The sequence below is a fragment of the Streptococcus himalayensis genome (assembly GCF_001708305.1).
Taxonomy (GTDB): Bacteria; Bacillota; Bacilli; order Lactobacillales; family Streptococcaceae; genus Streptococcus; species Streptococcus himalayensis.
Window position 1 is genome coordinate 242,411 of the sequence record NZ_CP016953.1, and the last position, 24,496, is coordinate 266,906.

Annotated in this window: 25 protein-coding genes; 3 read left to right on the forward strand and 22 right to left on the reverse strand. The window is 39.8% G+C overall.

Annotated features, from left to right (window positions below):
• Positions 1-5 precede the first annotated feature (5 nt).
• The 13 genes from lacG to rlmB form a co-directional block, all read right to left on the reverse strand.
• Positions 6-1,409, reverse strand: a complete 1,404-nt coding sequence (gene lacG / locus BFM96_RS01095; protein ID WP_068989268.1) for a 6-phospho-beta-galactosidase — start codon at positions 1,407-1,409, stop codon at positions 6-8.
• Positions 1,410-1,420: 11 nt separating this feature from the next.
• Entirely contained in the window at positions 1,421-3,088 is a 1,668-nt protein-coding gene (locus BFM96_RS01100; protein WP_068989269.1) for a lactose-specific PTS transporter subunit EIIC, read from the reverse strand.
• 9 nt (positions 3,089-3,097) lie between these two features.
• Entirely contained in the window at positions 3,098-3,409 is a 312-nt protein-coding gene (locus BFM96_RS01105) for a PTS lactose/cellobiose transporter subunit IIA (RefSeq protein WP_068989272.1), read from the reverse strand.
• Positions 3,410-3,431: 22 nt separating this feature from the next.
• Positions 3,432-4,265, reverse strand: a complete 834-nt coding sequence (locus BFM96_RS01110) for a PRD domain-containing protein (protein ID WP_068989275.1) — start codon at positions 4,263-4,265, stop codon at positions 3,432-3,434.
• 176 nt (positions 4,266-4,441) lie between these two features.
• Positions 4,442-5,428: a tagatose-bisphosphate aldolase gene (gene lacD / locus BFM96_RS01115; protein WP_068989278.1), complete on the reverse strand. Its 987-nt coding sequence runs from the start codon at positions 5,426-5,428 to the stop codon at positions 4,442-4,444.
• A 10-nt stretch (positions 5,429-5,438) separates the two neighbouring features.
• The gene (gene lacB, locus BFM96_RS01120) at positions 5,439-5,954 is read right to left on the reverse strand and encodes a galactose-6-phosphate isomerase subunit LacB (protein ID WP_068989281.1); all 516 of its coding nucleotides are present in this window, start codon (positions 5,952-5,954) and stop codon (positions 5,439-5,441) included.
• Positions 5,955-5,964: 10 nt separating this feature from the next.
• Entirely contained in the window at positions 5,965-6,390 is a 426-nt protein-coding gene (gene lacA / locus BFM96_RS01125) for a galactose-6-phosphate isomerase subunit LacA (protein ID WP_068989284.1), read from the reverse strand.
• A 156-nt stretch (positions 6,391-6,546) separates the two neighbouring features.
• Entirely contained in the window at positions 6,547-7,305 is a 759-nt protein-coding gene (locus BFM96_RS01130) for a DeoR/GlpR family DNA-binding transcription regulator (RefSeq protein WP_068989286.1), read from the reverse strand.
• Positions 7,306-7,702: 397 nt separating this feature from the next.
• A complete protein-coding gene (locus BFM96_RS01135; protein ID WP_068989290.1) occupies positions 7,703-8,314 on the reverse strand; it encodes a Fic/DOC family protein in 612 nt (203 codons plus the stop codon).
• Positions 8,314-8,490, reverse strand: a complete 177-nt coding sequence (locus tag BFM96_RS11045; RefSeq protein WP_145939697.1) for a hypothetical protein — start codon at positions 8,488-8,490, stop codon at positions 8,314-8,316. Before BFM96_RS11045 ends, BFM96_RS01135 begins: the two co-directional genes overlap by 1 nt.
• A gap of 1,072 nt (positions 8,491-9,562) precedes the next feature.
• Positions 9,563-9,955 (reverse strand): 30S ribosomal protein S9, encoded by a 393-nt coding sequence (gene rpsI, locus BFM96_RS01140; RefSeq protein ID WP_067086676.1) that lies wholly within the window; start codon positions 9,953-9,955, stop codon positions 9,563-9,565.
• A 19-nt stretch (positions 9,956-9,974) separates the two neighbouring features.
• Complete coding sequence (gene rplM, locus BFM96_RS01145) at positions 9,975-10,421, reverse strand: 50S ribosomal protein L13 (protein WP_067086679.1); 447 nt, start codon at positions 10,419-10,421, stop codon at positions 9,975-9,977.
• 225 nt (positions 10,422-10,646) lie between these two features.
• On the reverse strand, positions 10,647-11,375 hold the full coding sequence (rlmB, locus tag BFM96_RS01150) for a 23S rRNA (guanosine(2251)-2'-O)-methyltransferase RlmB (RefSeq protein WP_068989292.1): 729 nt from the start codon (positions 11,373-11,375) through the stop codon (positions 10,647-10,649).
• A 142-nt stretch (positions 11,376-11,517) separates the two neighbouring features.
• Here rlmB and BFM96_RS01155 point away from each other — a divergent pair, with 142 nt between their 5' ends.
• Both BFM96_RS01155 and BFM96_RS01160 read left to right on the forward strand, forming a co-directional pair.
• Positions 11,518-12,477 (forward strand): aromatic acid exporter family protein, encoded by a 960-nt coding sequence (locus tag BFM96_RS01155; protein ID WP_068989295.1) that lies wholly within the window; start codon positions 11,518-11,520, stop codon positions 12,475-12,477.
• Positions 12,478-12,582: 105 nt separating this feature from the next.
• Positions 12,583-13,542, forward strand: coding sequence for an aromatic acid exporter family protein (locus tag BFM96_RS01160; RefSeq protein ID WP_068989298.1), 960 nt, complete (start codon positions 12,583-12,585; stop codon positions 13,540-13,542).
• A 408-nt stretch (positions 13,543-13,950) separates the two neighbouring features.
• Here the strand turns inward: BFM96_RS01160 and BFM96_RS01165 are convergent, their stop codons facing one another.
• The 5 genes from BFM96_RS01165 to pnp form a co-directional block, all read right to left on the reverse strand.
• Complete coding sequence (locus BFM96_RS01165) at positions 13,951-14,346, reverse strand: Mini-ribonuclease 3 (RefSeq protein ID WP_068989301.1); 396 nt, start codon at positions 14,344-14,346, stop codon at positions 13,951-13,953.
• A complete protein-coding gene (gene cysS, locus BFM96_RS01170; protein ID WP_068989303.1) occupies positions 14,339-15,682 on the reverse strand; it encodes a cysteine--tRNA ligase in 1,344 nt (447 codons plus the stop codon). The genes BFM96_RS01165 and cysS overlap by 8 nt, the downstream gene beginning before the upstream one ends.
• Positions 15,683-15,956: 274 nt before the next feature.
• Complete coding sequence (locus tag BFM96_RS01175; protein WP_068989306.1) at positions 15,957-16,730, reverse strand: nucleoside phosphorylase; 774 nt, start codon at positions 16,728-16,730, stop codon at positions 15,957-15,959.
• A 15-nt stretch (positions 16,731-16,745) separates the two neighbouring features.
• On the reverse strand, positions 16,746-17,330 hold the full coding sequence (gene cysE, locus BFM96_RS01180) for a serine O-acetyltransferase (protein WP_068989307.1): 585 nt from the start codon (positions 17,328-17,330) through the stop codon (positions 16,746-16,748).
• A gap of 171 nt (positions 17,331-17,501) precedes the next feature.
• The gene (pnp, locus tag BFM96_RS01185; protein ID WP_068989308.1) at positions 17,502-19,691 is read right to left on the reverse strand and encodes a polyribonucleotide nucleotidyltransferase; all 2,190 of its coding nucleotides are present in this window, start codon (positions 19,689-19,691) and stop codon (positions 17,502-17,504) included.
• 262 nt (positions 19,692-19,953) lie between these two features.
• Here pnp and pepF point away from each other — a divergent pair, with 262 nt between their 5' ends.
• A complete protein-coding gene (gene pepF, locus BFM96_RS01190) occupies positions 19,954-21,765 on the forward strand; it encodes an oligoendopeptidase F (protein ID WP_068989310.1) in 1,812 nt (603 codons plus the stop codon).
• Positions 21,766-22,438: 673 nt separating this feature from the next.
• On the opposite strand, the gene rpsO is transcribed toward pepF, so the two are convergent.
• The 4 genes from rpsO to BFM96_RS01210 all read right to left on the reverse strand — a co-directional run bounded on the left by rpsO (position 22,439) and on the right by BFM96_RS01210 (position 24,372).
• Positions 22,439-22,708 (reverse strand): 30S ribosomal protein S15, encoded by a 270-nt coding sequence (gene rpsO, locus BFM96_RS01195; RefSeq protein ID WP_068989311.1) that lies wholly within the window; start codon positions 22,706-22,708, stop codon positions 22,439-22,441.
• Between the two features lie 141 nt (positions 22,709-22,849).
• Positions 22,850-23,320 carry a DUF6773 family protein gene (locus BFM96_RS01200; protein WP_068989312.1) on the reverse strand — a complete coding sequence of 157 codons (471 nt, stop codon included), beginning with the start codon at positions 23,318-23,320 and terminating at the stop codon, positions 22,850-22,852.
• Positions 23,310-23,519 carry a helix-turn-helix transcriptional regulator gene (locus tag BFM96_RS01205; RefSeq protein WP_068989313.1) on the reverse strand — a complete coding sequence of 70 codons (210 nt, stop codon included), beginning with the start codon at positions 23,517-23,519 and terminating at the stop codon, positions 23,310-23,312. Before BFM96_RS01205 ends, BFM96_RS01200 begins: the two co-directional genes overlap by 11 nt.
• A 124-nt stretch (positions 23,520-23,643) precedes the next feature.
• On the reverse strand, positions 23,644-24,372 hold the full coding sequence (locus BFM96_RS01210; RefSeq protein WP_068989315.1) for a pseudouridine synthase: 729 nt from the start codon (positions 24,370-24,372) through the stop codon (positions 23,644-23,646).
• Positions 24,373-24,496: the final 124 nt, after the last annotated feature.

Consider the following 24,496-nt stretch of genomic DNA (forward strand, 5'->3'; position numbering starts at 1 on the left):
CCTTCTTATAATATTTTTTGTTCACTTAGTTTTTTGAACCAATAAGCACTTTTTTTCGGATAACGTTGCTGTGTTTCAAAATCAACATAAAATAGTCCATAGCGTTTATTGTAACCATTCGCCCAAGAAAATACATCCATTAAAGACCAAAGAAAATAACCTTTGATAACAACACCTTTTTCGATAGCTTCACCAACAGCTTTTAAATGTTCTCTGATATAGTCAATTCTCGGCTGATCATCAATTTCCTCATTTTCAAAGATATCTTTATACCCCATTCCATTTTCTGTAATATAAATTTTTCGATAATTAGGATAATCTTCCGAAATACGAATCAACATATCATACAATCCTTTAGGATAAATCAACCAATCCCAATCTGTACGCGGAATATCCATATCAAATTTATATTCTCCAATACCTTTAAAAGCATATATAGAAGTTCCTTTGTCACCTGTGCCATTTAATTGAATAAGATTTTCTCCATCATAATATTTGACAAATGTACTTTGATAATAATTCACTCCTAAAAAATCGTTTAAAGCAGCTGCCTTTTTCAATATATCTCTATCATCTTCTAAAACTGTATAGGAGAAATTATTTAATTGTAAAACAGCATCAATAGTTGTTTCCGTTAATTCAGTTGGATAACCTAAAAATGTCAAATCTAATAAAAATCGATTCGCTATTACATCATCTGTCTGAGCAGCCTTTTTATCCAGAACACTTTGTTCATCATATGCATATCTTTGTTCTAGAATATGAATAATTCCTATTTCTCCTTTGAGATTTTTATTCTTAAACTCCACAACTGTTTTAGCATGCGCTACCATCATATTATGCATGGATTGAATCATTTTATCCGTTTGAAATTGCTCCTTAGGAGGAAACTTACCTAACAAATACTGCCCTGCAGATACTGATAAAATTTCGTTAAAAGTAATCCAATATCTCACTTTATCTCCGTACTCATCAAAACAAAATCGTGCATAATTGACAAAGTGTTCGATTGTTTCACGATTAAGAAAATCCCCTTTATCAAACAGAACTTCCGGTGTATCAAAATGATGAAGAGTTACAAAAGGTTCGATCCCTCTTCGATGACACTCATCAATTAAATCGTGGTAAAAATTTACCCCTTTTTGATTGACTTTTCCAAATCCTTCTGGAAAAATTCGAGACCATGCAATAGAAATTCGAATGCCATTAATTCCAAACTTCTGACTCAATTCTAAATCAATGGGGTACCGATGATAAAAATCACTAGCTGGATTGCCTGAAAATCTTCCTTCTTGTGCTAGATAAGTATCCCAAGCTACCCGTCCTTTCCCATCAATATCTGTTGCTCCTTCTGCTTGATAAGCAGCGGTTGCACCTCCAAATATAAAATCATCTGGCAATCGTGTCATGACTCTGTCTCCTATTCTTTAAACTGATCCATTACATATTCTAATGATCCTTTAGGATCTCTGGTCAGATTAATATATTCCATTCCCTCTGTTTTTGTCAACTTAATTCCTAATCTATCTGTATCTTTTTTGATATCTTCGTAATTTGAAGCTACTTGTGGAGCTAAAACAACTAAATCATAATCTTTTAAAATATCTTGATGAGAGCCATAAGCTCCTGCTGCAGAACTAATATCTACTTGATATTCTTTAGCTGCTTTATTCAATGCATTAGACAATAATCCTGAAGTTCCTCCTCCGGCACACAAAACCAATACCTTTTTACTAATATTTCCCAAGGTCATTTCATTTGCAGATGGAACTGTTTCAAGCTTTTCTTCTTCCATCTCTTCCACTGGACTATCTTGATGACGTTGTGCTTCTTGAGCTAAAATTTGATTATCATAAACTTTAACAAATGGATAGTACATTAAAACATCCACAACTATCAAAAGAATGGCTAAAACAAATGCCATACCCGACAAGCCTGTGCCTAGAACTAGTCCTAGTGGTCCTGGAGTTGTCCAAGGTAGTACATATGAAAAACTATTCATTCCTAGGAATTCTACGAAGAATTTAAAAATCCAAACGTTTAAAATAGGAGTTACAATAAATGGAACCATAAACACTGGATTTAGCACTAATGGAGCTCCGAATAGAATCGGTTCATTCACTCCAAAAAATGTCGGAACAACAGCTGCTCTTCCAATTGCTCTATTTTGTTTCGCTTTACAAAACCACATAAACATGAAAGGAACAACCAAGGTAGCTCCTGTTCCTCCCATCGTAGCAACAAAATACTGCAAACCAGGTGTAATCAGATTTGTTGCTTGTTGTCCTTCTCCCAACAAAGCTATATTTTTGTCAATATTTAATAGCATAATTGCTGAAACGGCAGGTTCAACAATAGACGGACCATGTATTCCAATAAACCAAAACATAGCCATCGCACCATAAATAATAGCTAACCCAAGATAACCATCTGCAGCACTAAATAGTGGTTGGAAGAATTCAATAACTGCTTGAGCAAAACTATGACCCACGAGCTGTCTGACCAATAAATCTAAAATATAAGTTAATAAAACAGTAACTGATAAAGGAAAAATGTCTTTAAATGTTTGTGCAATATTTGGCGGAACTTCTGCTGGCATTTTTATCGTAATATTCCTCTTAATAAAGAAATTATAAATATTTACAGTCATAAATGCAGCAATAAAAGCTGATAGCAATCCTGCCGTCCCTAGATATCCTCTAGCAAATCCTGACTCAATCGGATCAGAAGATAAGAGTAAAAATGCAATGACAGAAGTAATTAACGTTGCAATATTATTAATTTGATTTGTCGCTGGTAAATCTCGGTTGAAAGAATCTGTTAAATTTTTAGCAGTTGTCCCTGCCACTAATAAGCCCAATATTCCCATCGAATAATTATAAGGCTTTACAATAAGAGATTCGATTTCAGGACTCCAATGAAATCCCCAAATATTTGGGACATAAGCAATAAGCATAAATATACTAGAAAAAATAATAATAGGCATACCTGCAATAAAACCATCTTTAATAGCTCGTAAATATTTATTTCTAGATACTTTCTCAAAAAATGGTTTCATTTTTTCTATTTGAACTACTAGATTATCCATAACCGTCTCCTATCTATTTTTATATAAGTAAATCAAATGTTGCATTAAATCTTTTAAAAGGACTGTCGTCATCAAATGATCCTGTCCATGCATTAAGGTTACACTAAATGCTAAATCTTCTCCAGCTGCTTCTTTTTGTAACAGACTTGTTTGGGCATTATGAGCTTCTACGATGCAGACATTTGCTGCTTCTACTAAGGCTTCTGCTTGGTCAAATTGACCTTTTTGAGCAGCTGCTAATGCCTCTAATAATTTTGAACGAGCATCACCGGCAAATGCTACAATTTCAAATCCTAATAAGGTTGATTCTTCACGATTCATATGCAAAACTCCTTTTCTATTTTTATAATAAGCGTTGAATATGAAGGACAATATAAAATTTCTCGCTTATTTTTTCTTCTAAACCTAGTTCACTGACAATAATGTGATAAATACGATTGCCCAAGGCATAAGCTTCAGGATAGGCTTTTTCCATCTGTAAGCTCATATCTATAATAAAAGGTGTTTCTTCTGTATTTCTATCATAATATTGGACAAAATAAGTCAAGTGAATCATCAATCGATCATAAAAATTACTATTCTCCTTCGTACGCTTGATCCCATTTTTCTCCAGCTCTGACTTAACAGAATCCAAAATCCCCCTCGTTGCTTCATCCTTCAAAGACTTATCAGAACTTGTTACTCCTTTTGCATTTATAAAATGAAAAGCAATTCTACTAATCTCATCATCCGGTAATTCCAACAACAGTTGCTTTCTAAACATTTCAAGCGCTTCTATTGCCATGTTATACTCTGTAGTATATTCCTCTGAAATATTTGGCAATCTACTTTCTTGATAGCAATTTTCCAAAACGGCTTGATAGGCACAATAGATATGATCAGTCAAAGTGACATAAACATATTCTTGGACAGGATAACTATATTTAGAGGAGACATGAGTTATTACATCATAGGTTGTTGTAATAAAATCTAATGGCACATCTCGCAACAACATAAGAAAATTTTCTTTAGATTCTGAATTTTTTAGAGAAAATGTTTTCTCAATCTTACTTTCAACGATTATATCTCCTTTTTTCTTTTGAAAGGTAATTCCTAAACCCATAATCACGAACTGCTGATCTTTTTCATCTTTTACCAGGGCAACATTATTATTTAAAGCCTGTAAAATTCTATACATGATTTCCTCCTTTTCTATCAATTTTTCGGTAAAAAAAGAGACCACAAATAAATGCAAGGAAAAATCCCTGTCTTCATTTGCAGTCTCGCCTAGTTTTTCTAGTCACGATCCACCGTATTTAACTATACATTGATTATAGCATAATTTTCCTCTCTTGTAAACCCTTACATCTGGTTTTAAAAATTTTTTTCTTTCCATGAGGTCGCCGTCTCTTTTAGAACTTCGTTTAAGCTCTGAATATTCTGATACCCCTTTGTTTTTAACCATGCAACCGCAGCTTCTGGGCCTTCTTCGATATAATCTTTAACACTACCTGACCAAGTTGCTCTCCCACAAAGAACACCGTTAAACTTGCTTCCAGCATCTTTAGCAAATTGCAGCGTTTTTTGGAAAAGCTCTGCAGAAACTCCCGCGCTTAAATAAATATAAGGAAGATGGGTTGCACCATCTTGTTCTTTGAACAAGGCTTTCGCTTCTTCCACGCTATATAGAGCTTCAATACCATCCTCTGTATAGCCTTCTACTAATTTCATATCAACAGGAACCTCTACTTTTAATACATCTACCCCAAAGTTTGGATTTGAAAAAAGTCTCATCGCCTCAATTACTTTCTTAGGTTTAAGTCTTGCATAATCTAAACTAGAGCTATTTTCCAACTTCTCATCATAAGCTAAAATTTCCAGGAAGAAAGGGATATCTTCTGCACGACACTCTGATCCGATTCGTTCAATGTAAGCTTGTTTTTGCCTATTTACAGACGCATCTCCATCTACATCATAATAAAGAAGAAATTTAATTGCATCCGCTCCTGCCTGTTTAAGACGCATCACCGACCAATCCTCTAAACAATCCGGTAAACGCTTTGTACTAGTGGTATCATAGCCTGTTCTTTCATATGCCAATAACAATCCGGCGCTCGCATCTAAGACCTGACTAGCAGGTAGACCATATTCGGGATCAAGTAGCATGGAAGAAGCATAGGGAGTCAATTCTTTTGATACCAACACTTTCAGTTCTTCCATTTGCTCACGAGTCGGCTCTTTTGTTTGAAACTGGGACATCAATCGTTTTAAAGCTCCGCGCTGATCAAAAGCCAAGGCAGAGAAAATTCCCCGCTCATCGCTTAATTTCTCTAATGCTTTGTATTTTTTGTCTGTTAGCATATTTATCCTCCTAATCGTGATATTCTCCACGGTCCCATTTATCCAAAAATTCTTGGAAGAAATCTGAATTTTCTTGGCCTGAGTGGACACTTTCAACTGCTTTAATTTTTTCAATCAAACGTTTGTTCTCTGGTGTCTCCTGGTATTCTGCTTGAATGAACGCCTCAATAATATCACACATCAGCAATTCTCCTGTGATTTTACCACCAAAACCGATAACATTCGCATTGAGTTCTTCTTTAGCATAAATGGCTGAAGTCATATCTCTCACTAAAGCAGAACGAATGCCTGGAACTTTGTTTACAGCATTATTAATTCCAACACCTGTGCCGCAAATACAAATTCCTAAATCTGCTTGACCACTGATCACTGCTTCACCAACCTTCTTCCCAAAGATTGGATAATGAGTCCGTACGTTATCATAAGTCCCGCAGTCTAACACTTCATAGCCCTGTCTCTTCAAATAGTCTACGACAGCAATTTTCTCATATGTTACAATGTGGTCACATCCAATAGCAATTTTCATCTTATTTCTCCTAACACATTTTATTTAACATATCCACACGAATCTGGTGGCGACCACCATCATACTCACCCTCTAAAAATCCTTTGACAATATTTTTAGCAAGACCTTCTCCAACAATCTCACTTCCTATCGTGATAATACGAGAATTATTATGGCCTCGTGTCATGTAGGCAGAACGTTCATCCGAGACCTCAGCAGCAATCATGCCTTTAATCTTAGTAGCAACCATAAAAGGCCCCACTCCATAAGCATCTATAACAATCCCCAGATTACTTTCATTTCTTACAACTTCCTGCGCAACCGCAAGGGTTGCATCAACAAAATCTTGATGAGAGATAGATACGTCAATAAATGAATAACCAGATTCTTCTAAATAATCTTTGATCTTCTCTTTCAAATCTTTTCCTCTTTGATCTGAAGCAATCACGACAACCATATTTTTTCTCCTTTTGTTTAATAGTGACTATATTTTGCAAAATATCTTTATATGTTCACATTATACAACGTAAACAACAAAAAGTCAACAAATATTTGCTTTTTTAAACAAAAAATAAACAACAATTCTGTTTAATTGTTGTTTATTTTAAATATTTCATACAATCACTTCTGTATAGGTAGTCAGATGCCCGTACTGTTCTTCATTTGAAGAATTATCTGTCACTACCGCTGTTAAATCTCTTAAATCACAAAAAGCCGTAAAATCATCCTTACCAATTTTTGAAGAATCTACTAATAAGTATTTTTCAATTGCATGTTTTAAAGCTAACTTCTGTGTATATGCTTCTGCCAGAGTCGATGTCATCACATCACTTTCCTTAACTCCATTAGCACTAAAAAAGACTTTACTAAAACGCATTTTATCCAGAATTGTATTGGTAATCTCTCCGACAAAAGATTCTGTAATCTGCCGAAACTCACCCCCCAAGAGGAACACTTGAAATTGATCTGTCTTTTTCTGGCTCAAAATTTGGAATACTGGAAGGCAATTGGTAATGACCGTTAATTTTTTATGTTGCAATTCCTCTGCTAAGCAGGCAATCGTTGTCCCAGGCCCTAAAAAAATAGTATCCCCCTCTTCAATTAACTGAGCTGCTTTCTCTGCAATAATTTGCTTTTCTTCTTTATGATGAACATATTTCTCTGCATGAGAAAATTCACGATACTGAAAAGCCTTATTGCTTCGTGCACCACCATGAATCTTGGTTAATACTCCCTGTTCTTCTAGTTCTGCAAAGTCTCTACGAACCGTCATATCTGTTACATGTAAAGAATCAACAATTTCTGCAATTCGAACAGTTCCTTTTTTATGAATCATTCGTGTAATTTCAGCTAAACGCTCCCTTTTGTTCATTTCAACTATCCTTCGCACATTTATTAATTTTATTATACCAAATATTCGTAGAAAATGTTCATTTCAACAAAAACATACACTAGTAAAATTTTCAAAATATTATAATAAATCATCAAAAAACACCCCATGGTATGAACCAAAAGGTGCTTGAAACGTTGATATAATCGTATTGATTAACGTTTACTGAATTGTGAATCTTTACGTGCTTTCTTAAGACCTGGTTTTGGGTGACCTAAGTAAAATACCTGTAAAAGACTATTAAATCACGCTTTTAAAGTCCATTTTCATTACAAATAAACACTTATAACCAAATCTTACAAACAATGGATTACCAAAAATCAGTTTATGGAGTTGAGAAATTAAATAATAGAAATCACACACTTCCAGTTTTATCTAATTATAATTTGACAAGAATTTTTTCAAACAACTCAGTCAATTTAACTTTATCTCCATAGACTGTACCGTCCATATACAAATTATAAATCTCATCATCATTACCAATAGAAATTTCACACTCATATCCTTTCATCAAAGCTAATGAACGGATAACTTCTCTCTGAGTACGCCCATTTCCCTCACGAAAAGGATGAAAATAATTAAGATCATCAAGAATGTCAACTAAGCCTGTCATTATTTCATCTCGTTTATGAGAGTTATGATGAAAATCAGCAATTAATCTGTCGAGATAAGGTATCGCTGTATGGAAAGATTGAATAGGCAAAAAGGCATTTCCGCTCTTTGAGATATTGACCTTCCTAAACTCTCCTGCCCAATGGTATATCCCTTCAAATAAAAACCGATGAATTTTTAAAATATCATCAACACCACGAACTTCAATCGGAGTCGCAAATAACTTCAAACTTTGACTTGCTACCATTCGATATTCAAGTTCACTAGCTTTCTGCCCATCAAGTTCATTAAATTTATTGATTAGAACTGATGAATCCTTATAAGTGTAAATATTATTTGGGTCAATATAATCATACCCTTCGTAACTTTTTCTTCCCATTAAACAATACCTAATGCCAGAGCTTCATCACGAAGTTTTTCAACATCCCCAACAGTGGGCTGCCAGCCTTCAATCATATTTGTACTCAATGCATACCAAACACTTTTGAATACTGACCGATTTTCAAAAACTACTCCCATAATTGTCATATTCTTTGTATTGATGTCTAGAGTCATCTGCCACCTCCGTTATTTAGATTATACCATGCTTTCCTGATAAATTCATAATTTCATTATTTATTAGGTCTGATAATTGAATATATCCAACTCTATATTTATTCCTCAAAAAAAGTGAAGATGGAAACAAATGATGAATATTCAAACCTTATAACTCCCTTTATACCAACATTGCAGAGTTTGAAACTTCCTTGAAAATGAGATTGGTACAAAAGTATGATTAGAAAAGTAAAAAAGTGCAAAAAATCCTCCCCTATGATATACTGTAAGTGAAAATTTTTAAAAGTATTAGATTGTTAGCTCGTTTCTAACAATCTTTTTTGTTGCTCGTATTCAGAACAAGTTCGATTCGTTGATAAGAGTTCATAGGCGAGTTTCAGTAAGTAATGTGCAATGACAATCGCTTTCTGTGCTCTTCTTCTAGCTCGTAAATCGTTGGGCTATTGGACTTTCTTTCTGTCGCTTGGCCGCAAAAGCAGTTTGACATAAGCATTTCTTCCAAATCCGAATCCTTAGCTACTGCGTATCTCAACACTATTATACCATGATTTTACTGCCTTGATGGATAAAAATTTATTTCTAACAATATGAGAAGATAAACTTATACTCATGTGATTTCAAAAATAGCCATTTGATTGTACCGACCTCTCTATTGTTAGATTTTGGTCTAACTTTTGTGGAGCATATCAGGTGAATACATATTTATTTTTGCTTGAAAATGAAGCAGTTTCAGTAAGTCAAACAGAATGATTTTTTAGCGGATGAAAAGTACAGGCATAAAAAATAGCTAGTTTACATTCGAACCATCTAAGAAAGTCGCAAAAATGCCAACTTTGATTTTGGATAAGTATTAGAAGCTATTTCAGAAGCTCAAACACACAGCGATACCCTCACAACCAAGACTTATATCAACACTTCAAATGTTATACCAATGGCTGTTGGTGAGATTGCCTATCGAAACCTTAAATATTAAATGGTGGGAATTTGGTGGCAATTTTCTCAAAAATGCACCTAAAAACACTCCATGGTGTGAACCATGAAGTGTTGATAAAAGCTGATATAAAGCCGTTTCTTAACGTTTTGAGAACTGGCTAGCTTTACGTGCTTTCTTAAGACCTGGTTTCTTACGTTCTACCATACGAGCGTCACGTGTAAGAAGGCCAGCGCGTTTAAGAGAGTCGCGGAAATCTGGGTCTACTTGAAGAAGGGCACGAGCGATACCATGACGGATAGCTCCTGATTGACCTGCATAACCACCACCTACAACGTTTACGAAAACATCGTAGCTTCCTACTGTTGATGTAACAGCAAATGGTTGGTTGATAACCAAACGAAGGTCAGCGTGTGGGATGTACTCTTCTACATCTTTTTTGTTAACAGTGATTTTACCAGTTCCTGGAACAAGGCGAACGCGTGCAACAGCGTTTTTACGACGTCCAGTACCTGCATATTGTGCTTGTGACATACTTTATTTGTTCCTTTCCTTAGATAAGTCCTGAAATATCAAGAACTTCTGGTTGTTGTGCAGCGTGGTTGTGCTCAGAACCAACGAATACTTTCAATTTCATCCCTTGAGCGCGGCCAAGAGTGTTGTGTGGAAGCATTCCTTTAACTGATTTTTCAATCAAACGAACTGCATTTTTTGAACGAAGTTCACCAGCAGTGATTGATTTCAATCCACCTGGGTACATTGAGTGAGTGTAGTAAACTTTATCAGTTGCTTTTTTACCAGTCAATTTCACTTTTTCAGCATTGATAACGATGACGAAGTCACCTGTATCAGTATGTGGTGTAAATGTTGGTTTGTTTTTTCCACGAAGAACGCTTGCTACAACTGCTGAAAGGCGTCCAAGAGGCACATCAGTAGCGTCTACTACATACCATTTGCGTTCAACTTCACCTGGCTTAGCCATGTATGTTGTTTTGTTCATGATTTCTCCTATATGAATGTCGTTTTTGTTTACAGGGCGGATGTTCCGGTCCGCAAGTTATTTGAAGGATTCCGGGGCCTTTCAAATGGGGTAAACAATACCGTCTACTATCATATCAAATTTATCTACCTTTAGTCAAGACCTTTGTCCTACTTTTTTAGAAGAAACTTGCCTTTTTTTTTGCCGTTCTCTCAGAAATCGTTTGCTTTTTTCTGTTAGATCTTTTTACGTGCGATTGCGGTAGACTTCATACATGAGGATGGCAGCGGCCACGCTAGCATTGAGGCTCTGCACATGACCACTCATCGGAATGGTAATCATCTCATCAACTTGTTTTTTGATATTCGCTGAAATGCCCTTTCCTTCATTGCCAATGATAAGAGCGAGCTTGCCAGCTGTATTCCACTTGGTGGAAGGGGTGCCGTTCATATCTGTTCCAAAAATCCAGAATCCTTGTGCTTTCAACGTATCCAAGGTTTGACTTAAATTGGTCACGCGTGCAATAGGAATGTGCTCTACTGCTCCTGTCGACGTTTTAGAGACGACTGGCGTTACTCCAACGGCACGGTGCTTAGGGATAATAACCCCTGTTACATTTGTTGCGTCAGCCGTCCGTAAAATAGAGCCTAGATTGTGCGGATCCGTTAGACCATCTAGGATGAGGAGCAAGGGATTGCTCTCCTGCTCTGCCTTTTTCAAAATCGTCTGCAAGTCACTATAAGCAAATTCTGATACACGAAGAACAAAGCCTTGATGCACAGCTCCTTCCGTCATTTCTTGGAGCGTTTTTTTAGGCGTCCATGAAATAGAAACCTTTTTTTCAGCTGCTAATTGCTTGACCTTATCTACATTTTTCCCCCGCAAATCTTCTTGGATATAGAGCTTATTGCCCGTATTTGCTAAAAGGCTCTCTGTCACTGCGTGAACACCATATACAATATCATTTTTTTCCATACTTCCAGTATAGCATAAAATCAAACTTTCCATCGCAAAGAGTTGCGATTTGAGGCCATTTTTTCATCAAGGAAGGAGAAAGCGATTCCGTTCGAATCTGTTTTTATGATACAATGAAATGAATACACGCAAGGAGTTTACTATGCCAATCTTTCAACGAACCATAAAACTTGCTCTAGCAACCTGTCTGGCTGTTTGGCTTGCTCATGTGTTACACTTGCTCTATCCAACTGCCGCAGGTAGTATCACCATTTTGAGTTTGCTAGATACTCGTCGTGCTTCCTTTAAAACTGCTTGGGATCGCCTGTGGTCGACTATTCTAGCCTTGATTATTGGAATGAGTGCCTTTACGCTCTTGGGCTTTAATCTCTGGGCTCTAGGGCTCTATCTATGTATCTATGTCCCTATTGCCTATCGGACGAATCTTTCTGCCTGGATTCCTCCTTGTACGGTTTTAGTCCTTCACTTCTTTCAGGAAAAAGCGATTAACCTTCCCTTGTTTACCAATGCCATGTGCCTCTTTTTTATTGGGGCCGGCCTCGCTCTTTTGGTCAATCTTTACATGCCGTCGCAAAATAAAAAAATTCAGGAATTTCACCGCACTGTGGAACTAGAACTAAAGACCATCTTGAAAGAGTTTGCTCATTTTCTTGGTGGAGCTTCTACAAATCCACAAGAAGCACTCATCCAGCAACTTGACCAAACACTTTCTGAAGCCCTCCATATCGTTTACCTAGACCGACACAATCAAGTCTTTCGTCAAACGGATTATCAGGTGCATTATTTTGAAATGCGACAAGCACAGAATCGTATTTTACGAGAAATAGCAGAAAGTCTAGCCCATTGTTCTTTCAATTCTCAGGAAGGGAAAGCTCTGGCAGAGATTTTTCAATTGACTGCCCAGCAACTCAGTCAAACCAATGCTGGCCACGAATTGCTCCATGCACTCACAAAGTTATGGGAGGATTTCCACGCCTGGCCCTTGCCCCAAAACCGACAAGAGTTTGAAACCCGTGCAAAACTCTATCAAATCCTCCATGATTTAGAGCACTTTGTTCAGTTAAAGGTTGATTTTTACCACCGTTATCCCAAAGAGAGTTAGGAGTAATCTCCCATCAAAAGTAGACCTCGGTCTGCTTTTACAGTCCACTCTTTTTTTGTGTTACAATAGAGAGACAATTTAAAACTTCATCTCAAGGAGGATTGCATGCCCTTACTGCACCGCACTATTAAGCTCGTTATCGCTACTTGTCTCGCTATTTGGTTGGCCCAACGTCTCCAGCTACTCTATGCTCCATCTGCTGGTATTATTGCAATTTTGAGCGTTTTAGATACCCGAAGAGCCTCGCTAAAAACCGCTTGGGCACGGCTTTGGTCTACTGTTTTAGCCCTCTTTATCGCTGTTATCTGCTTTTCGCTCTTTGGTTTTCACCTCGCTGCTTTTGCCCTTTATCTCCTTGTCTACGTTCCTCTCGCTTATCGATCCAATCTGACCGCAGGAATTGCTCCTTGCACGGTCCTTGTGACCCATCTCTTGGCCGAACAAAGCATCTCCCTTCCTCTTTTGGCAAATGAACTATCTCTGTTTCTCATTGGAGCTGGTCTTGCTCTTTTGGCAAATCTTTATATGCCTTCTCAAGACCAAAAAATTCATGATTTCCACAACCAAGTCGAACAAGGTTTAAAAGCCATTTTACTAAAATTTCACCATTTTCTCATCACAGGGGACGGCAGCAACGATGCTAGTCTCATCAAACAATTAGACAAAACATTGGCAGAAGCATTGCGAATTGTCTATCTAGATCGCCACAACCAAGTCTTTCACCAAACGGATTACCAAGTTCATTATTTTGAAATGCGTCAAGCCCAAAATCGAATTTTGCAAGATATGGCACAAATGATTGATGGCTGTCAACTAGAAAGCGAGGAAAGCCTGATTTTAGCCACTCTCTTTGTCAAGACCGCTTCCCAGCTCAGCCAGACCAATCCAGCCCATGAACTGTTAGAGGCCATAGAGGACTTTCTCACAACGTTTCGAAAACGACCACTGCCCAAAACGCGTATCGAATTTGAAACAAGGGCGACCCTCTATCAACTCTTGCATGATTTAGAACGATTTATCCAGCTGAAAGTCGACTTCTACGAACGCTACCAAGACGAAGCATAAACGATTGTAACTGACAAAAAGCTAAACTCAAAAATGCTAGGTCGCTGAAAAAATCAGAGAAATAGAAAATATAACGAATATTCTATACTCAATGAAAATCAAAGTTAGCATTTTTACTACTTTCTTAGATGGTTCGGACATAAATCACTTATTTTTTATTACTATCTATTCCATTTACTGAAAGAGTATCCTGTCTAACTCATTTAGTCCTCTACATTTTAAACCTAAAAATAAATATGTCTGGACAAAATGGCTATTTTTAAAATTAAATGAGTATACCATAAAATTTCGCATAAAAAACTAAAAACCGAATGATTGATACGCAATTCTCTTTTGAGAAAGCATCACCATTCGGTTTTTATTCTAAATTTTATCAAAGACTTTTCCAGTGGACTAGAAAATACTAGCCTAGTTTTCTAATCGCTCCACTTGAGTTGTGCACCAGTCAATCACTTCTTCCAGCCGCTCGATTTGCTCCGTCATGTGGAGGTAGCCAAGCACCGCTTCAAAACCAGTAGACATGCGATAAGTCACGACATCCGCATTTTTTGCCTTGGTATGACTGTTCGTATTGCGGCCACGTTTGTAGATGTCAACTTCCCTTTCGCTGAGAAATTCCTCGTCCAACATTTTAGAGATGAGCGCAGCTTGCGCCTTGGCAGAAACATAGCGGTTCGCTTCTCTGTGCAAGTGATTAGGCTTGGTCAAGCCTTTAAAAATCAAGTACCTGCGAATATACATGGAATAGACAGCATCCCCCTCAAACGCAAGAGCAATTCCATTGATGAGTGTCACATCAGTCACGTGTCCACCTCACTCCGTCCTTGGTATCAAGGAGCTTGATTCCTTGCACTGCTAGTTGGTCACGAATCTCATCTGCCTTTGCAAAATCTTTAGCTGCCCGTGCTGCTTGGCGTTCTTCAATCAAGGCTTCAATCGCACTATCTAACACCTCTTCCTCAAAAACAATCCCAAAGACGGCTACCATTTTCTCAAATGCCGTTTTTATGTCCGCATTATAATTTCCAGAATTGATCCACTTGGACATTTCAAAGACGACGGTAATCCCATTTGCCGTGTTAAAGTCTTCATCCATCGCTTGGCAAAATTTACTTTCAAATGTCGCTAAGCGTTCCATATCCACATTGTCAGTAAAGGATTGCTCATAAGTATTTTTCAAATACTTGAGATTGATTTCTGCGTCTAGCACCCCTTTTTCGGTAAAATTAATGGGTTTTCTGTAATGTTGAGTAGCAAAAAAGAAGCGCAAGACCTGTCCGTCAACCGTTTCAAGAGCATCGTGAACGGTAATAAAGTTACCCAAAGATTTGGACATTTTGACATTATCAATATTGACAAAGCCATTGTGCATCCAATAATTGGCAAAGGTCTGCCCTGTTTTGGCTTCTGACTGGGCGATTTCATTGGTATGGTGAGGGAATTCCAAATCCGCACCACCACCGTGAATATCAATCGTGTCTCCTAAAATTTCTGTCGCCATAACAGAACATTCAATATGCCAACCCGGACGGCCTGCTCCCCAAGGGCTATCCCATGAAATCTCACCTGCTTTAGCCGATTTCCAGAGGGCAAAGTCTACCGGATTTTCCTTACGAGCTGTCTCTTCATCTGTCCGACCACTAGCTCCTAGCACCAAATCTTCCAGCGTTTTATTGGCTAAGGCTGCATAGTTTTTTGACTTTTCAACACGGAAATAGACATCACCTGCAGCCTCATAGGCATAGCCTTTTGCAATCAATTCCTCGATAAAGGCTACAATTTCATCCATAAAGTGCATAACGCGAGGGTGTTTCGTAGCAGGTTTAACCCCTAATTTTTCCACATCTGCGGAAAAGGCTGCAATGTATTTTTCAGCGATTTCTTGTGGCGTAATTCCTTCTTCCTTGGCACGATTGATAATCTTATCATCGACATCGGTAAAATTCGAAATATAGGTCACCTCAAAACCACGGTACTCAAAATAACGCCGAATGGTATCAAAAGCAACGGTCGAACGGGCATTGCCGACATGGATATAATTGTATACAGTTGGTCCACAGACATACATCTTGACCTTACCTGCCTCTAAAGGCACGAACTCTCGGAGACTTCGTGTCATGGTATCATAAATCGTAATCATCGTTTTATTCTTGAGCGTTGGAATTCTTCCCCGCTCTTTCCTTTCTATCGGAAACTCTTTCATTCGCAATACGTTTTGTCGCTGGTGCTACATGAAGTGCCATCATTTGCGACCGTGCTTCTTGCGGACTGCATAAATGATAGTAGCCCAAACAAGCCCAGAAACTCCCCAGCCAATTGCTCCTTCTGTATAGCCTTTCCCAAGGTTTATCAACACCAGAATGATGCAACAAACAAATGTAAAATAGTAGTGCTAATAACGCTTGAAAAAAGCTCTACTCTTCATGATGCAACTCCTTGGCTATCGTAAAAGCAATCTCAAAAAAGGTCAGAGGATTGAGGCTTCGTTCTTCATGACGTGTATCCCATGTTTCTTGATGATGATCCACATAGTCTGCCGTATAGAAAAACTGATAGACTTTCGCCTTTCTAAAACGGCTCCAAGCCATGATGCTGGCTGCTTCCATCTCGACAACTTCTGCACCACTGGCCATTCGCCGTTTGACCTTGGCAGCCGTTTCTCGGTAAAAAGCGTCTGTCGTCCAGGTTTTGGTCCGAATATGCTCAATCTGGTGTTTATCTAGGATCTTTTCCATGGTGGATAGCAGAGCTGGCTCATAGCTAATTTCATCGCTTGAAGGGGCATAGTGGTAGCTCATTCCTTCATCACGAAGGGCTGCGCTGGGTAAAATCAACTTGTCTGCCGCAATCTGCTTGTCCAAGACCCCGCAAGTCCCAAAAATGATGAAATTCTCAAAGCCAAGAGCCTTATATTCTTCTAGCTGACCGACAGCCATTGGTGCTCCAATGGTTAAGAGAGCAACCGCAACCTGACAGCCATCCTGTTCGTAGACATACCAAGGATGGCGACCATTGAGACTCGTCAAAGCACCGCCTTCACGGACTCCCTTCATCTGCCGCACCTGATCAAGTACTTCTCCTGAAAAAGTAAGAATCATCGTCTGACAAACTTCTGCGTTGAGATGACGTTTCACCACTACTTCTGGCTCAATCACAGCTGTGGTCGGTTCAAATTCTTCTAAAAGCATAGCAATCTCCCTCACTTATAACTTTGATGAATAATAGCTTTGTTCACGAATTTCTTCTAAATGCTTGATTTCTTGCTCATCTTTTTGTCCGTGAATTCGCACGATTTTAGCAGGAATGCCCACTACTGTCACATCGCTTGGCACATCTGACACTACCACAGCAGAAGCCCCTACCTTGGCATTTTCTCCAATTTCAATCGGACCAATCAACTGGGCATGTGCTGAGATGAGGGCACCTTTTCTTACGGTAGGATGACGTTTGCCGACATCCTTTCCTGTTCCTCCTAGGGTCACCCCATGATAGAGCATGACACCCGTCTCAACCTCAGCAGTTTCCCCAATCACCAGACCTGCACCGTGGTCAATAAAGACCCCACTTGCAATCTTAGCACCTGGGTGAATCTCTATCTGCGTCCAAAAACGCCAAAATTGGCTGTGCATCCGTGCCAGCAACTTCAAATTGTGCCGCCATAGAAAATGCGATACACGATGAGCAGCAAGAGCCTTTAAGCCCGGATAAGTCAAGAGCACCTCTAACGATGTCCGCGCAGCCGGATCATACTGCTTAACAATGTCAATACTTTCTTTCCACCAGCCCATACGACCTCCTCTTCCTGGCAAAGAAAACGGAAATAACTGCTATCACCTCTCAGAGAGCAAATCCAAGCTAGGAACACACCCTTCGATGGTCAACGTTCTCCGTCATGGTTTGACATTCATTTGGCTTTAGTATGTCGTCTAGGAGCAATCACGGCTGGTTATCACTCTTTTTTATACTTCCGATTCTTTGTTTTCTTCTTTTGGTTTTCTTGTATGTTTTGGAGCACGGTGCTCCTTTTCTCCTTCTTTTTTCTCTGGACGCGGTGGTCGAGGAAGAAGAACTTTCATGGACGCATCCACGCGACCTTTTTCATCAATCTTGATGACTTTGACATCCACTTCATCGCCGATTTGTACCAAATCTTCGACCTTATTCACACGAGTCCAGGCCATTTCAGATACATGGACAAGGGCATCTGTCTTGTCAAAGAGATTGACAAAGGCACCGAATTTTTCAATGCGAACAACCTTAGCACGGTAGACTTCATCGACCTTAGCTTCACGCACCAAGCCTGCGATGATTTCTTTAGCACGGTTAATGGCATCGCGATCACTTGAGTAAATAGCAACATTTCCATCCTCATCAATATCAATCTTAACACCTGTTTCTGCGATGATTTTATCAATCGTTTCGCCACCCTTACCGATGACAATCTTGATTTTATCCACATCAATCTTAATGGTATCAATCTTCGGCGCAGTTGGTGCTAAATCTGGACGGACAGCTGGAATGGCTTCTTCAATGACATCCAAGATTTCAAAGCGAGCTTTCTTGGCCTGAGCAAGGGCTTCTTGCAAAATTTCAGCTGTAATTCCTTCAATCTTGATATCCATTTGAAGGGCAGTAATCCCATCACGTGTACCAGCCACCTTAAAGTCCATGTCGCCAAAGTGGTCTTCAAGACCTTGGATATCCGTCAAGACAGTATAGTTGGTCCCATCTGAAATCAAGCCCATAGCAATCCCTGCGACAGGAGCCTTAATGGGTACACCACCAGCCATAAGGGCAAGCGTTCCTGCACAGATAGAGGCTTGGGAAGACGAACCGTTTGACTCAAGCACTTCTGCCACTAGACGAATGGCATAGGGGAATTCTTCCAGACTTGGCAATACTTGCTCAAGAGCACGTTCCCCAAGAGCACCGTGACCAATTTCACGACGACCTGGCGCACCGTAACGTCCAGTTTCCCCTACAGAATATTGAGGGAAATTGTAATGGTGTAAGAAACGTTTTTTATACTCAGGATCCAAGCCATCCACAATTTGTGTTTCTCCCATCGGTGCCAAGGTCAAGACAGACAAGGCTTGGGTTTGTCCACGAGTGAAGAGACCTGAACCATGCACACGTGGCAAGAAGTCTACCGCAGCTTCAAGCGGACGAATTTCATCAACACGACGACCATCCGGGCGAACCTTGTCTTCTGTAATCAAGCGGCGCACTTCTGCATGTTCCATTTGTTCTAGGATCTCTGCCACATCTCGCATAATGCGGTCGTGTTCTTCATGGTCTGCGTATCTTTCTTCGTAAGCTGCAGTCACTTGCTCTTTTACCGCATTGGTAGCAGCTTCACGAGCTAATTTTTCCTCTACTTGAACCGCTTTTTGCAAATCGCTATTGTAGGCTGCGACAATCTCTGCTTGTAATTCTTCATCTACATGAAGAAGCTCCACTTCTGCTTTTTCTTTGCCGACTTGGGCTACGATTTCTTCTTGGAAAGCAATCAATTCTTTCACCGCTTCGTGACCCTTGAGAAGGGCTTCAAGCATGACATCTTCTGAAAGTTCTTTCGCACCAGACTCGACCATGTTAATAGCATCTTTGGTTCCAGCCACGGTCAATTCAAGTAGGGAACGTTCTGCCTGTTCTTGACTTGGGTTGATGACCAACTCTCCATCCACATAGCCGACTTGAACACCAGCGATTGGGCCGTTAAAGGGAATATCTGAAATAGACAAGGCAAGAGAGCTGCCAAACATCGCTGCCATTGGGGCACTTGCATTTTCATCATAAGACAAGACGGTGTTAATGACCTGCACTTCGTTGCGGAAGCCTTCAGCGAACATGGGACGAATCGGACGGTCAATCAAACGAGCAGTCAAGGTCGCATCCGTTGACGGACGACCCTCACGCTTGTTAAAGCCGCCTGGGAATTTCCCAGCCGCATACATTTTTTCCTCATAGTTGACTTGAAGAGGGAAAAAGTCTCCTGTTGCCATTTTTTTCGACATGACAGCCGCAGTCAGCACTGTACTTTCTCCGTAGCGAACAACGACGCTACCGTTTGCTTGTTTTGCAACCTGACCGACCTCAACAACGAGCGGACGGCCTGCAAAGGTCATTTCAAATGTTTGTTTTGTCATAGTAACTCCTATTTTCAAGAAACTCCTGATGTTTCTTGCTTATTTTTATACGACTGGCCTACAAAGATCAATGCAAAACGCTTTTACACTCATCTTTGTATCCAAGTTCGTATAGTTTCCATTTTACCATATTTTTAAGGAAAAGAAACCAAGGAGGAATAAGAATTTTAGGCAAAATTTCGATTTTTTTGATATACTGGATAAAAGAATGAAACTGCTTTCGCAATAGAAAGTAGATGAGACTAGCAAAAAGGAGAACGATATGCTTGAACAAAAATCAAGAGACCAATTCCCAGAGCAGGAACTTTGGGATCTCACAGCCCTCTACCAAGACCAAGAGGATTTTTTACGGGCCATTGACAAGGCTAAAGACGACATTCAGACTTTCTGCCGCAATTACAAGGGGAAGCTGACTACTTTTGCTGATTTTGAAGCAGCCTATGCCGAGATTGAACAAATCTACATCCAAATGAGCCACATCGGCAATTATGCCTTTATGCCACAAACAACGGACTTTGGCAATGAAACCTTTGCACAAATCGCTCAGGCTGGGGATGATTTTGAAACCTGGGCGAGGGTAGAACTCAGCTTTTTTGACGCTGCTGTTTTAGAAGCTGAGGATACGATTCTCGACCAGCTCCTTGCACTTCCTCACTTGACGAGCGAAATTCGTTTGGCAAAAATCCGGAAAAAACACTATCTGGGTGCTGAAGTTGAGAAATCTCTCACCAACCTCCGTGAAGTTTTTGGCAGCCCTTATGACATCTATGCCAAAATGCGGGCAGGCGATTACGCTATGGATGACTTTGAAATCGACGGAAAAGTCTATAAAAATAGCTTTATTACCTACGAAAACTATTACCAAAACCACGAAGACGCTACCGTACGCGAAAAATCCTTCCGTTCTTTCTCAAAAGGACTTCGCAAGCATCAAAACGCTGCAGCAGCTAGCTACTTGGCCCAAGTCAAATCTGAAAAACTCTTGGCAGATATGCGTGGCTATGATACCGTCTTTGACTACCTTTTAGCCGAGCAAGAAGTCGATCGAGCCATGTTTGATCGCCAAATTGACCTTATCATGACCGAATTTGCCCCTGTCGCACAAAAATATCTGAAGCATGTAGCTCAGGTCAATGGTCTTGAAAAAATGACCTTCGCTGATTGGAAGCTAGATATTGACAACGAACTCAATCCAGAAGTATCCATTGATGACGCTTATGACCTAGTTATGAAATCCGTTGCCCCACTAGGAGAAGAATACAGCCAAGAGGTCGCACGCTACCAAGAAGAACGCTGGGTCGATTTTGCAGCTAATAGTGGCAAGGATTCTGGAGGCTATGCGACGGACCCTTATCGTGTCCACCCTTATGTGCTGATGAGCTGGACTGGCCGTATGAGCGATGTCTATACCCTTATCCACGAGATTGGGCACTCTGGTCAGTTTATCTTCTCAGATAATCACCAAAGCTATTTTAATACCCACATGTCTACCTACTATGTTGAGGCTCCTTCTACCTTTAATGAATTGCTACTCAGTGATTACTTGGAGCACCAGTTCGACAATCCTCGTCAAAAACGCTTTGCCCTTGCCCATCGTCTGACAGACACTTATTTCCACAATTTTATCACCCACCTTTTGGAAGCTGCCTTCCAACGTCAGGTCTATACCTTGATTGAAAATGGGGAAACCTTTGGAGCAAGCAAGCTCAACAGCATTATGAAAGATGTTTTGACCCAATTCTGGGGCGATGCTGTGGAAATCGACGATGATGCAGCACTGACTTGGATGCGCCAAAGCCATTACTATATGGGCCTTTACAGCTATACCTACTCAGCAGGATTGGTACTTTCCACAGCTGGCTATCTGCATCTCAAAAATTCTGAAACAGGGGCCCGTGACTGGCTAGAACTACTCAAATCAGGCGGAAGCCGTACTCCACTTGAAACCGCAAAACTCATCGGAGCAGATATTTCAACGGATAAACCACTCCGTGATACCATCCAATTCCTTTCCGATACAGTGGATCAGATTATCGCTTATAGCGAGGAGTTGGAAGGGACAGTTTCTAAATAGTCTACTAAAAAATGAAACCCCATCCTTTCAGATTGAAGAAAAAGTCCATTTTGGATTTGTTTCTTCAATCTTTTTCTTTTACTTGAGAACTAAAAAACTCTTAGAAATACCGCTATATCAGCAATTCTAAGAGTTTCTGTTATAGGGTGGTTAACCCCAAAAATAAAAATTTTTCTATCTCTAATAAGGTTTGTCTACGGTCTGAAGAGGCCGAGACAGAAGTGTCTGACCTCAATTCCTTTATAGATTTAACAGTTTGACGCAATAGTTGTCGAGTTTGTAAAACGTCGTTCAATCAACATTCTACAAACCACGTCAACCCTTGCTGGGGGGATGAGACTAAAAATAAAGGAGTGAGAATAGTCGATTTCTGAGAGATACCGATTATCCTCACTCCCATTTTGATGTTTATAACGTATTATACTCATTTGATTTCAAAAATAAGCACAACCATATATAAAAATTTATTTTTTGCTATGAAATGGGGCAAGTAAGTCAAATAGGACACTTTTTCAGTAAATGAAAAAGACAGTGATAAAAAAGAATTAGGAAATATCTAAGAAAGTCGCAAAATTGCTAACTTTGATTTTCATTGAGTATTAGGTTTGTCTACGGTCTACTCCATCTATCGTTTTATCGGAACAAAAAAAGCAGCTCGAAAGCTGCCTGTTGATTAACGACGTAGTCCCAATGAATGGATCAATTCGCGGTAACGGTTAACGTCTGTCTTACGCAAGTATGCAAGGAAGTTACGACGGCGACCGATTTTTTTCATCAAACCACGGTAAGTAGCGTGGTCTTTTTTGTGTTGTTTGATGTGTTCGTTGAGGTGGTTGATTTCCCAAGTAAGGACAGCTACTTGAACCTCGATAGAACCTGTATCACCTTCGTGACGAGCATATTGTGCAATGATTTCATTTTTTTTCTCTTTTGAGATTGCCATGATTTTCTCCTTTTTTCCGCTTAATCCGAGTCTTAGGCTTGGCAGTCCTAAAACCAAGAAAAAGTTTTTTTGTCTGTACGACACTCTTATTTTACCAAGCTTGCAAGAATTTGTCAAATATCAATCTTGTAAATTCTTTCTTCAGTCGTCTTTGTCCAACTGGGCGAGCAATTTTTTCTGACTGTAACGACTGAGGAGATGTAAAGCCCCATAGAGCACAAACACCAACAGACTAGAAGAAATGAACAATATGAGCACAACTGCCCAGAAATGTCCGTCCATCAAACCATGATAATGACTGCCATAAGTCTGATAGTTATTCCAACTACAAATCACCGTGGTCAGTAGAGCCATCCCCAAACCGGATAACCAAACATTCGTCCCACGAGTCATATCTAGCCCCTTCATCACATAGCGAATAATCGCGTATATCAGAGCTACTAAACCTGCAATACTCTCAAAACTATACCTTTCAAAAGGTTGGTGTAGAATCGCTGACTTAATCAAAGCAGATACGGGCAATAAGACCAGCAAGATTGTCCCAATCTCAGCCATAATCTGATGTTCCAAACCAATCACACGTTCGTCTACAAGTGCTTTCTTAACTTTCATCCGAAGATTCCTCCCAAAATAATTGATCTAGTGTCTTTCCCAAGCGATGACAAATCGCCAAACAAAGGCTGATACTGGGGTTGTACTTACCAGCCTCAATCAAACCAATGGTCTGCCGTGTCACACCGATCTCATCTGCCAGCTGCCCCTGGGTCAAATCATGTTCCACACGCGCCATCTTTAAACGAAGATTTTTCATGCGACCTCCTTCCTCTTTTATTATACACTATATTTTATAAAATGCAATATATAACTTACTTTAAGTTCGATAAAATTTTCTTGATACTAAAAATCTTGGAAAAGTTCTTCCCCAAGATTTTTGATTATACTTCCACTCCAAAGGCAGTCAAGGTTTCCAATTCATCGGCAGTCAATCTACGATAGGCTCCCAGAGCAAGTTCATTGTCCAAAGTCAAGGGACCCATGCTAAGCCGCTGTAAATCCAGCACTTCTTTGCCACAGGCTGCGACCATTCGCTTGACTTGGTGGAATTTTCCTTCAGCGATACGGATGTGAACCAGCGATGTTTGTCTGTTTTCATCCGTTTCTACAATCTCCAAGTCCGCTGGCTGACAGGTAAAGTCTTTCAACTCTATCCCTCGGGCAAATCGATTGCGGTCTTCTGCCGTCATGATGCCTGTCACCTCCGCTCGATAGAGCTTATCTACATGTTTTTTAGGGGATAAAAGCTCGTGAGCTAGGGCCCCATTATTGGTCAAGAGCAAGAGACCATGGGTATCGATGTCCAGCCTTCCGACCGGAAAAACTTCTTTTTGCCGAGCCGTATCATCTAGCAGGTCGAGAACCGTCTTGTGCTTGGCATCTTCCGTCGCCGAAATGACGCCCTTGGGCTTATTTAAGAGATAGTAAACAAATTTTTCATAGGTCAATACCTGACCTTGATAGGTGATAGTATCCTCTTTTTCAGCAATCTGAGCCTTGGCAGATTTTTCGATGGTTTCGTTGACTGTGACCTTGCCTGACTTGAGGATTTTTTTGACCTCTGTCCGTGAACCAAGGCCACATTCCACTAAAAACTTATCCAAACGCATCTTCTACCCTCCTTTTCTTTTATGATACAATTTTTCCACCAGACAGGCAACTGCATTTGCTAAAAACACTCCTCATACTCTATAAAAATCAACATCTGACTAGGTTGAGGCTGAGACAAAAATG

Excerpts from the sequence above, each read along its gene's own strand:
- lacG (WP_068989268.1), bottom strand. The coding sequence starts at position 1,409 with ATGACACGATTGCCAGATGATTTTATATTTGGAGGTGCAACCGCTGCT.
- BFM96_RS01100 (WP_068989269.1), bottom strand. The coding sequence starts at position 3,088 with ATGGATAATCTAGTAGTTCAAATAGAAAAAATGAAACCATTTTTTGAG.
- BFM96_RS01105 (WP_068989272.1), bottom strand. The coding sequence starts at position 3,409 with ATGAATCGTGAAGAATCAACCTTATTAGGATTTGAAATTGTAGCATTT.
- BFM96_RS01110 (WP_068989275.1), bottom strand. The coding sequence starts at position 4,265 with ATGTATAGAATTTTACAGGCTTTAAATAATAATGTTGCCCTGGTAAAA.
- lacD (WP_068989278.1), bottom strand. The coding sequence starts at position 5,428 with ATGCTAACAGACAAAAAATACAAAGCATTAGAGAAATTAAGCGATGAG.
- lacB (WP_068989281.1), bottom strand. The coding sequence starts at position 5,954 with ATGAAAATTGCTATTGGATGTGACCACATTGTAACATATGAGAAAATT.
- lacA (WP_068989284.1), bottom strand. The coding sequence starts at position 6,390 with ATGGTTGTCGTGATTGCTTCAGATCAAAGAGGAAAAGATTTGAAAGAG.
- BFM96_RS01130 (WP_068989286.1), bottom strand. The coding sequence starts at position 7,305 with ATGAACAAAAGGGAGCGTTTAGCTGAAATTACACGAATGATTCATAAA.
- BFM96_RS01135 (WP_068989290.1), bottom strand. The coding sequence starts at position 8,314 with ATGGGAAGAAAAAGTTACGAAGGGTATGATTATATTGACCCAAATAAT.
- BFM96_RS11045 (WP_145939697.1), bottom strand. The coding sequence starts at position 8,490 with ATGACTCTAGACATCAATACAAAGAATATGACAATTATGGGAGTAGTT.
- rpsI (WP_067086676.1), bottom strand. The coding sequence starts at position 9,955 with ATGTCACAAGCACAATATGCAGGTACTGGACGTCGTAAAAACGCTGTT.
- rplM (WP_067086679.1), bottom strand. The coding sequence starts at position 10,421 with ATGAACAAAACAACATACATGGCTAAGCCAGGTGAAGTTGAACGCAAA.
- rlmB (WP_068989292.1), bottom strand. The coding sequence starts at position 11,375 with ATGGAAAAAAATGATATTGTATATGGTGTTCACGCAGTGACAGAGAGC.
- BFM96_RS01155 (WP_068989295.1), top strand. The coding sequence starts at position 11,518 with ATGCCAATCTTTCAACGAACCATAAAACTTGCTCTAGCAACCTGTCTG.
- BFM96_RS01160 (WP_068989298.1), top strand. The coding sequence starts at position 12,583 with ATGCCCTTACTGCACCGCACTATTAAGCTCGTTATCGCTACTTGTCTC.
- cysS (WP_068989303.1), bottom strand. The coding sequence starts at position 15,682 with ATGATTACGATTTATGATACCATGACACGAAGTCTCCGAGAGTTCGTG.
- BFM96_RS01175 (WP_068989306.1), bottom strand. The coding sequence starts at position 16,730 with ATGCTTTTAGAAGAATTTGAACCGACCACAGCTGTGATTGAGCCAGAA.
- cysE (WP_068989307.1), bottom strand. The coding sequence starts at position 17,330 with ATGGGCTGGTGGAAAGAAAGTATTGACATTGTTAAGCAGTATGATCCG.
- pnp (WP_068989308.1), bottom strand. The coding sequence starts at position 19,691 with ATGACAAAACAAACATTTGAAATGACCTTTGCAGGCCGTCCGCTCGTT.
- pepF (WP_068989310.1), top strand. The coding sequence starts at position 19,954 with ATGCTTGAACAAAAATCAAGAGACCAATTCCCAGAGCAGGAACTTTGG.
- rpsO (WP_068989311.1), bottom strand. The coding sequence starts at position 22,708 with ATGGCAATCTCAAAAGAGAAAAAAAATGAAATCATTGCACAATATGCT.
- BFM96_RS01200 (WP_068989312.1), bottom strand. The coding sequence starts at position 23,320 with ATGAAAGTTAAGAAAGCACTTGTAGACGAACGTGTGATTGGTTTGGAA.
- BFM96_RS01205 (WP_068989313.1), bottom strand. The coding sequence starts at position 23,519 with ATGAAAAATCTTCGTTTAAAGATGGCGCGTGTGGAACATGATTTGACC.
- BFM96_RS01210 (WP_068989315.1), bottom strand. The coding sequence starts at position 24,372 with ATGCGTTTGGATAAGTTTTTAGTGGAATGTGGCCTTGGTTCACGGACA.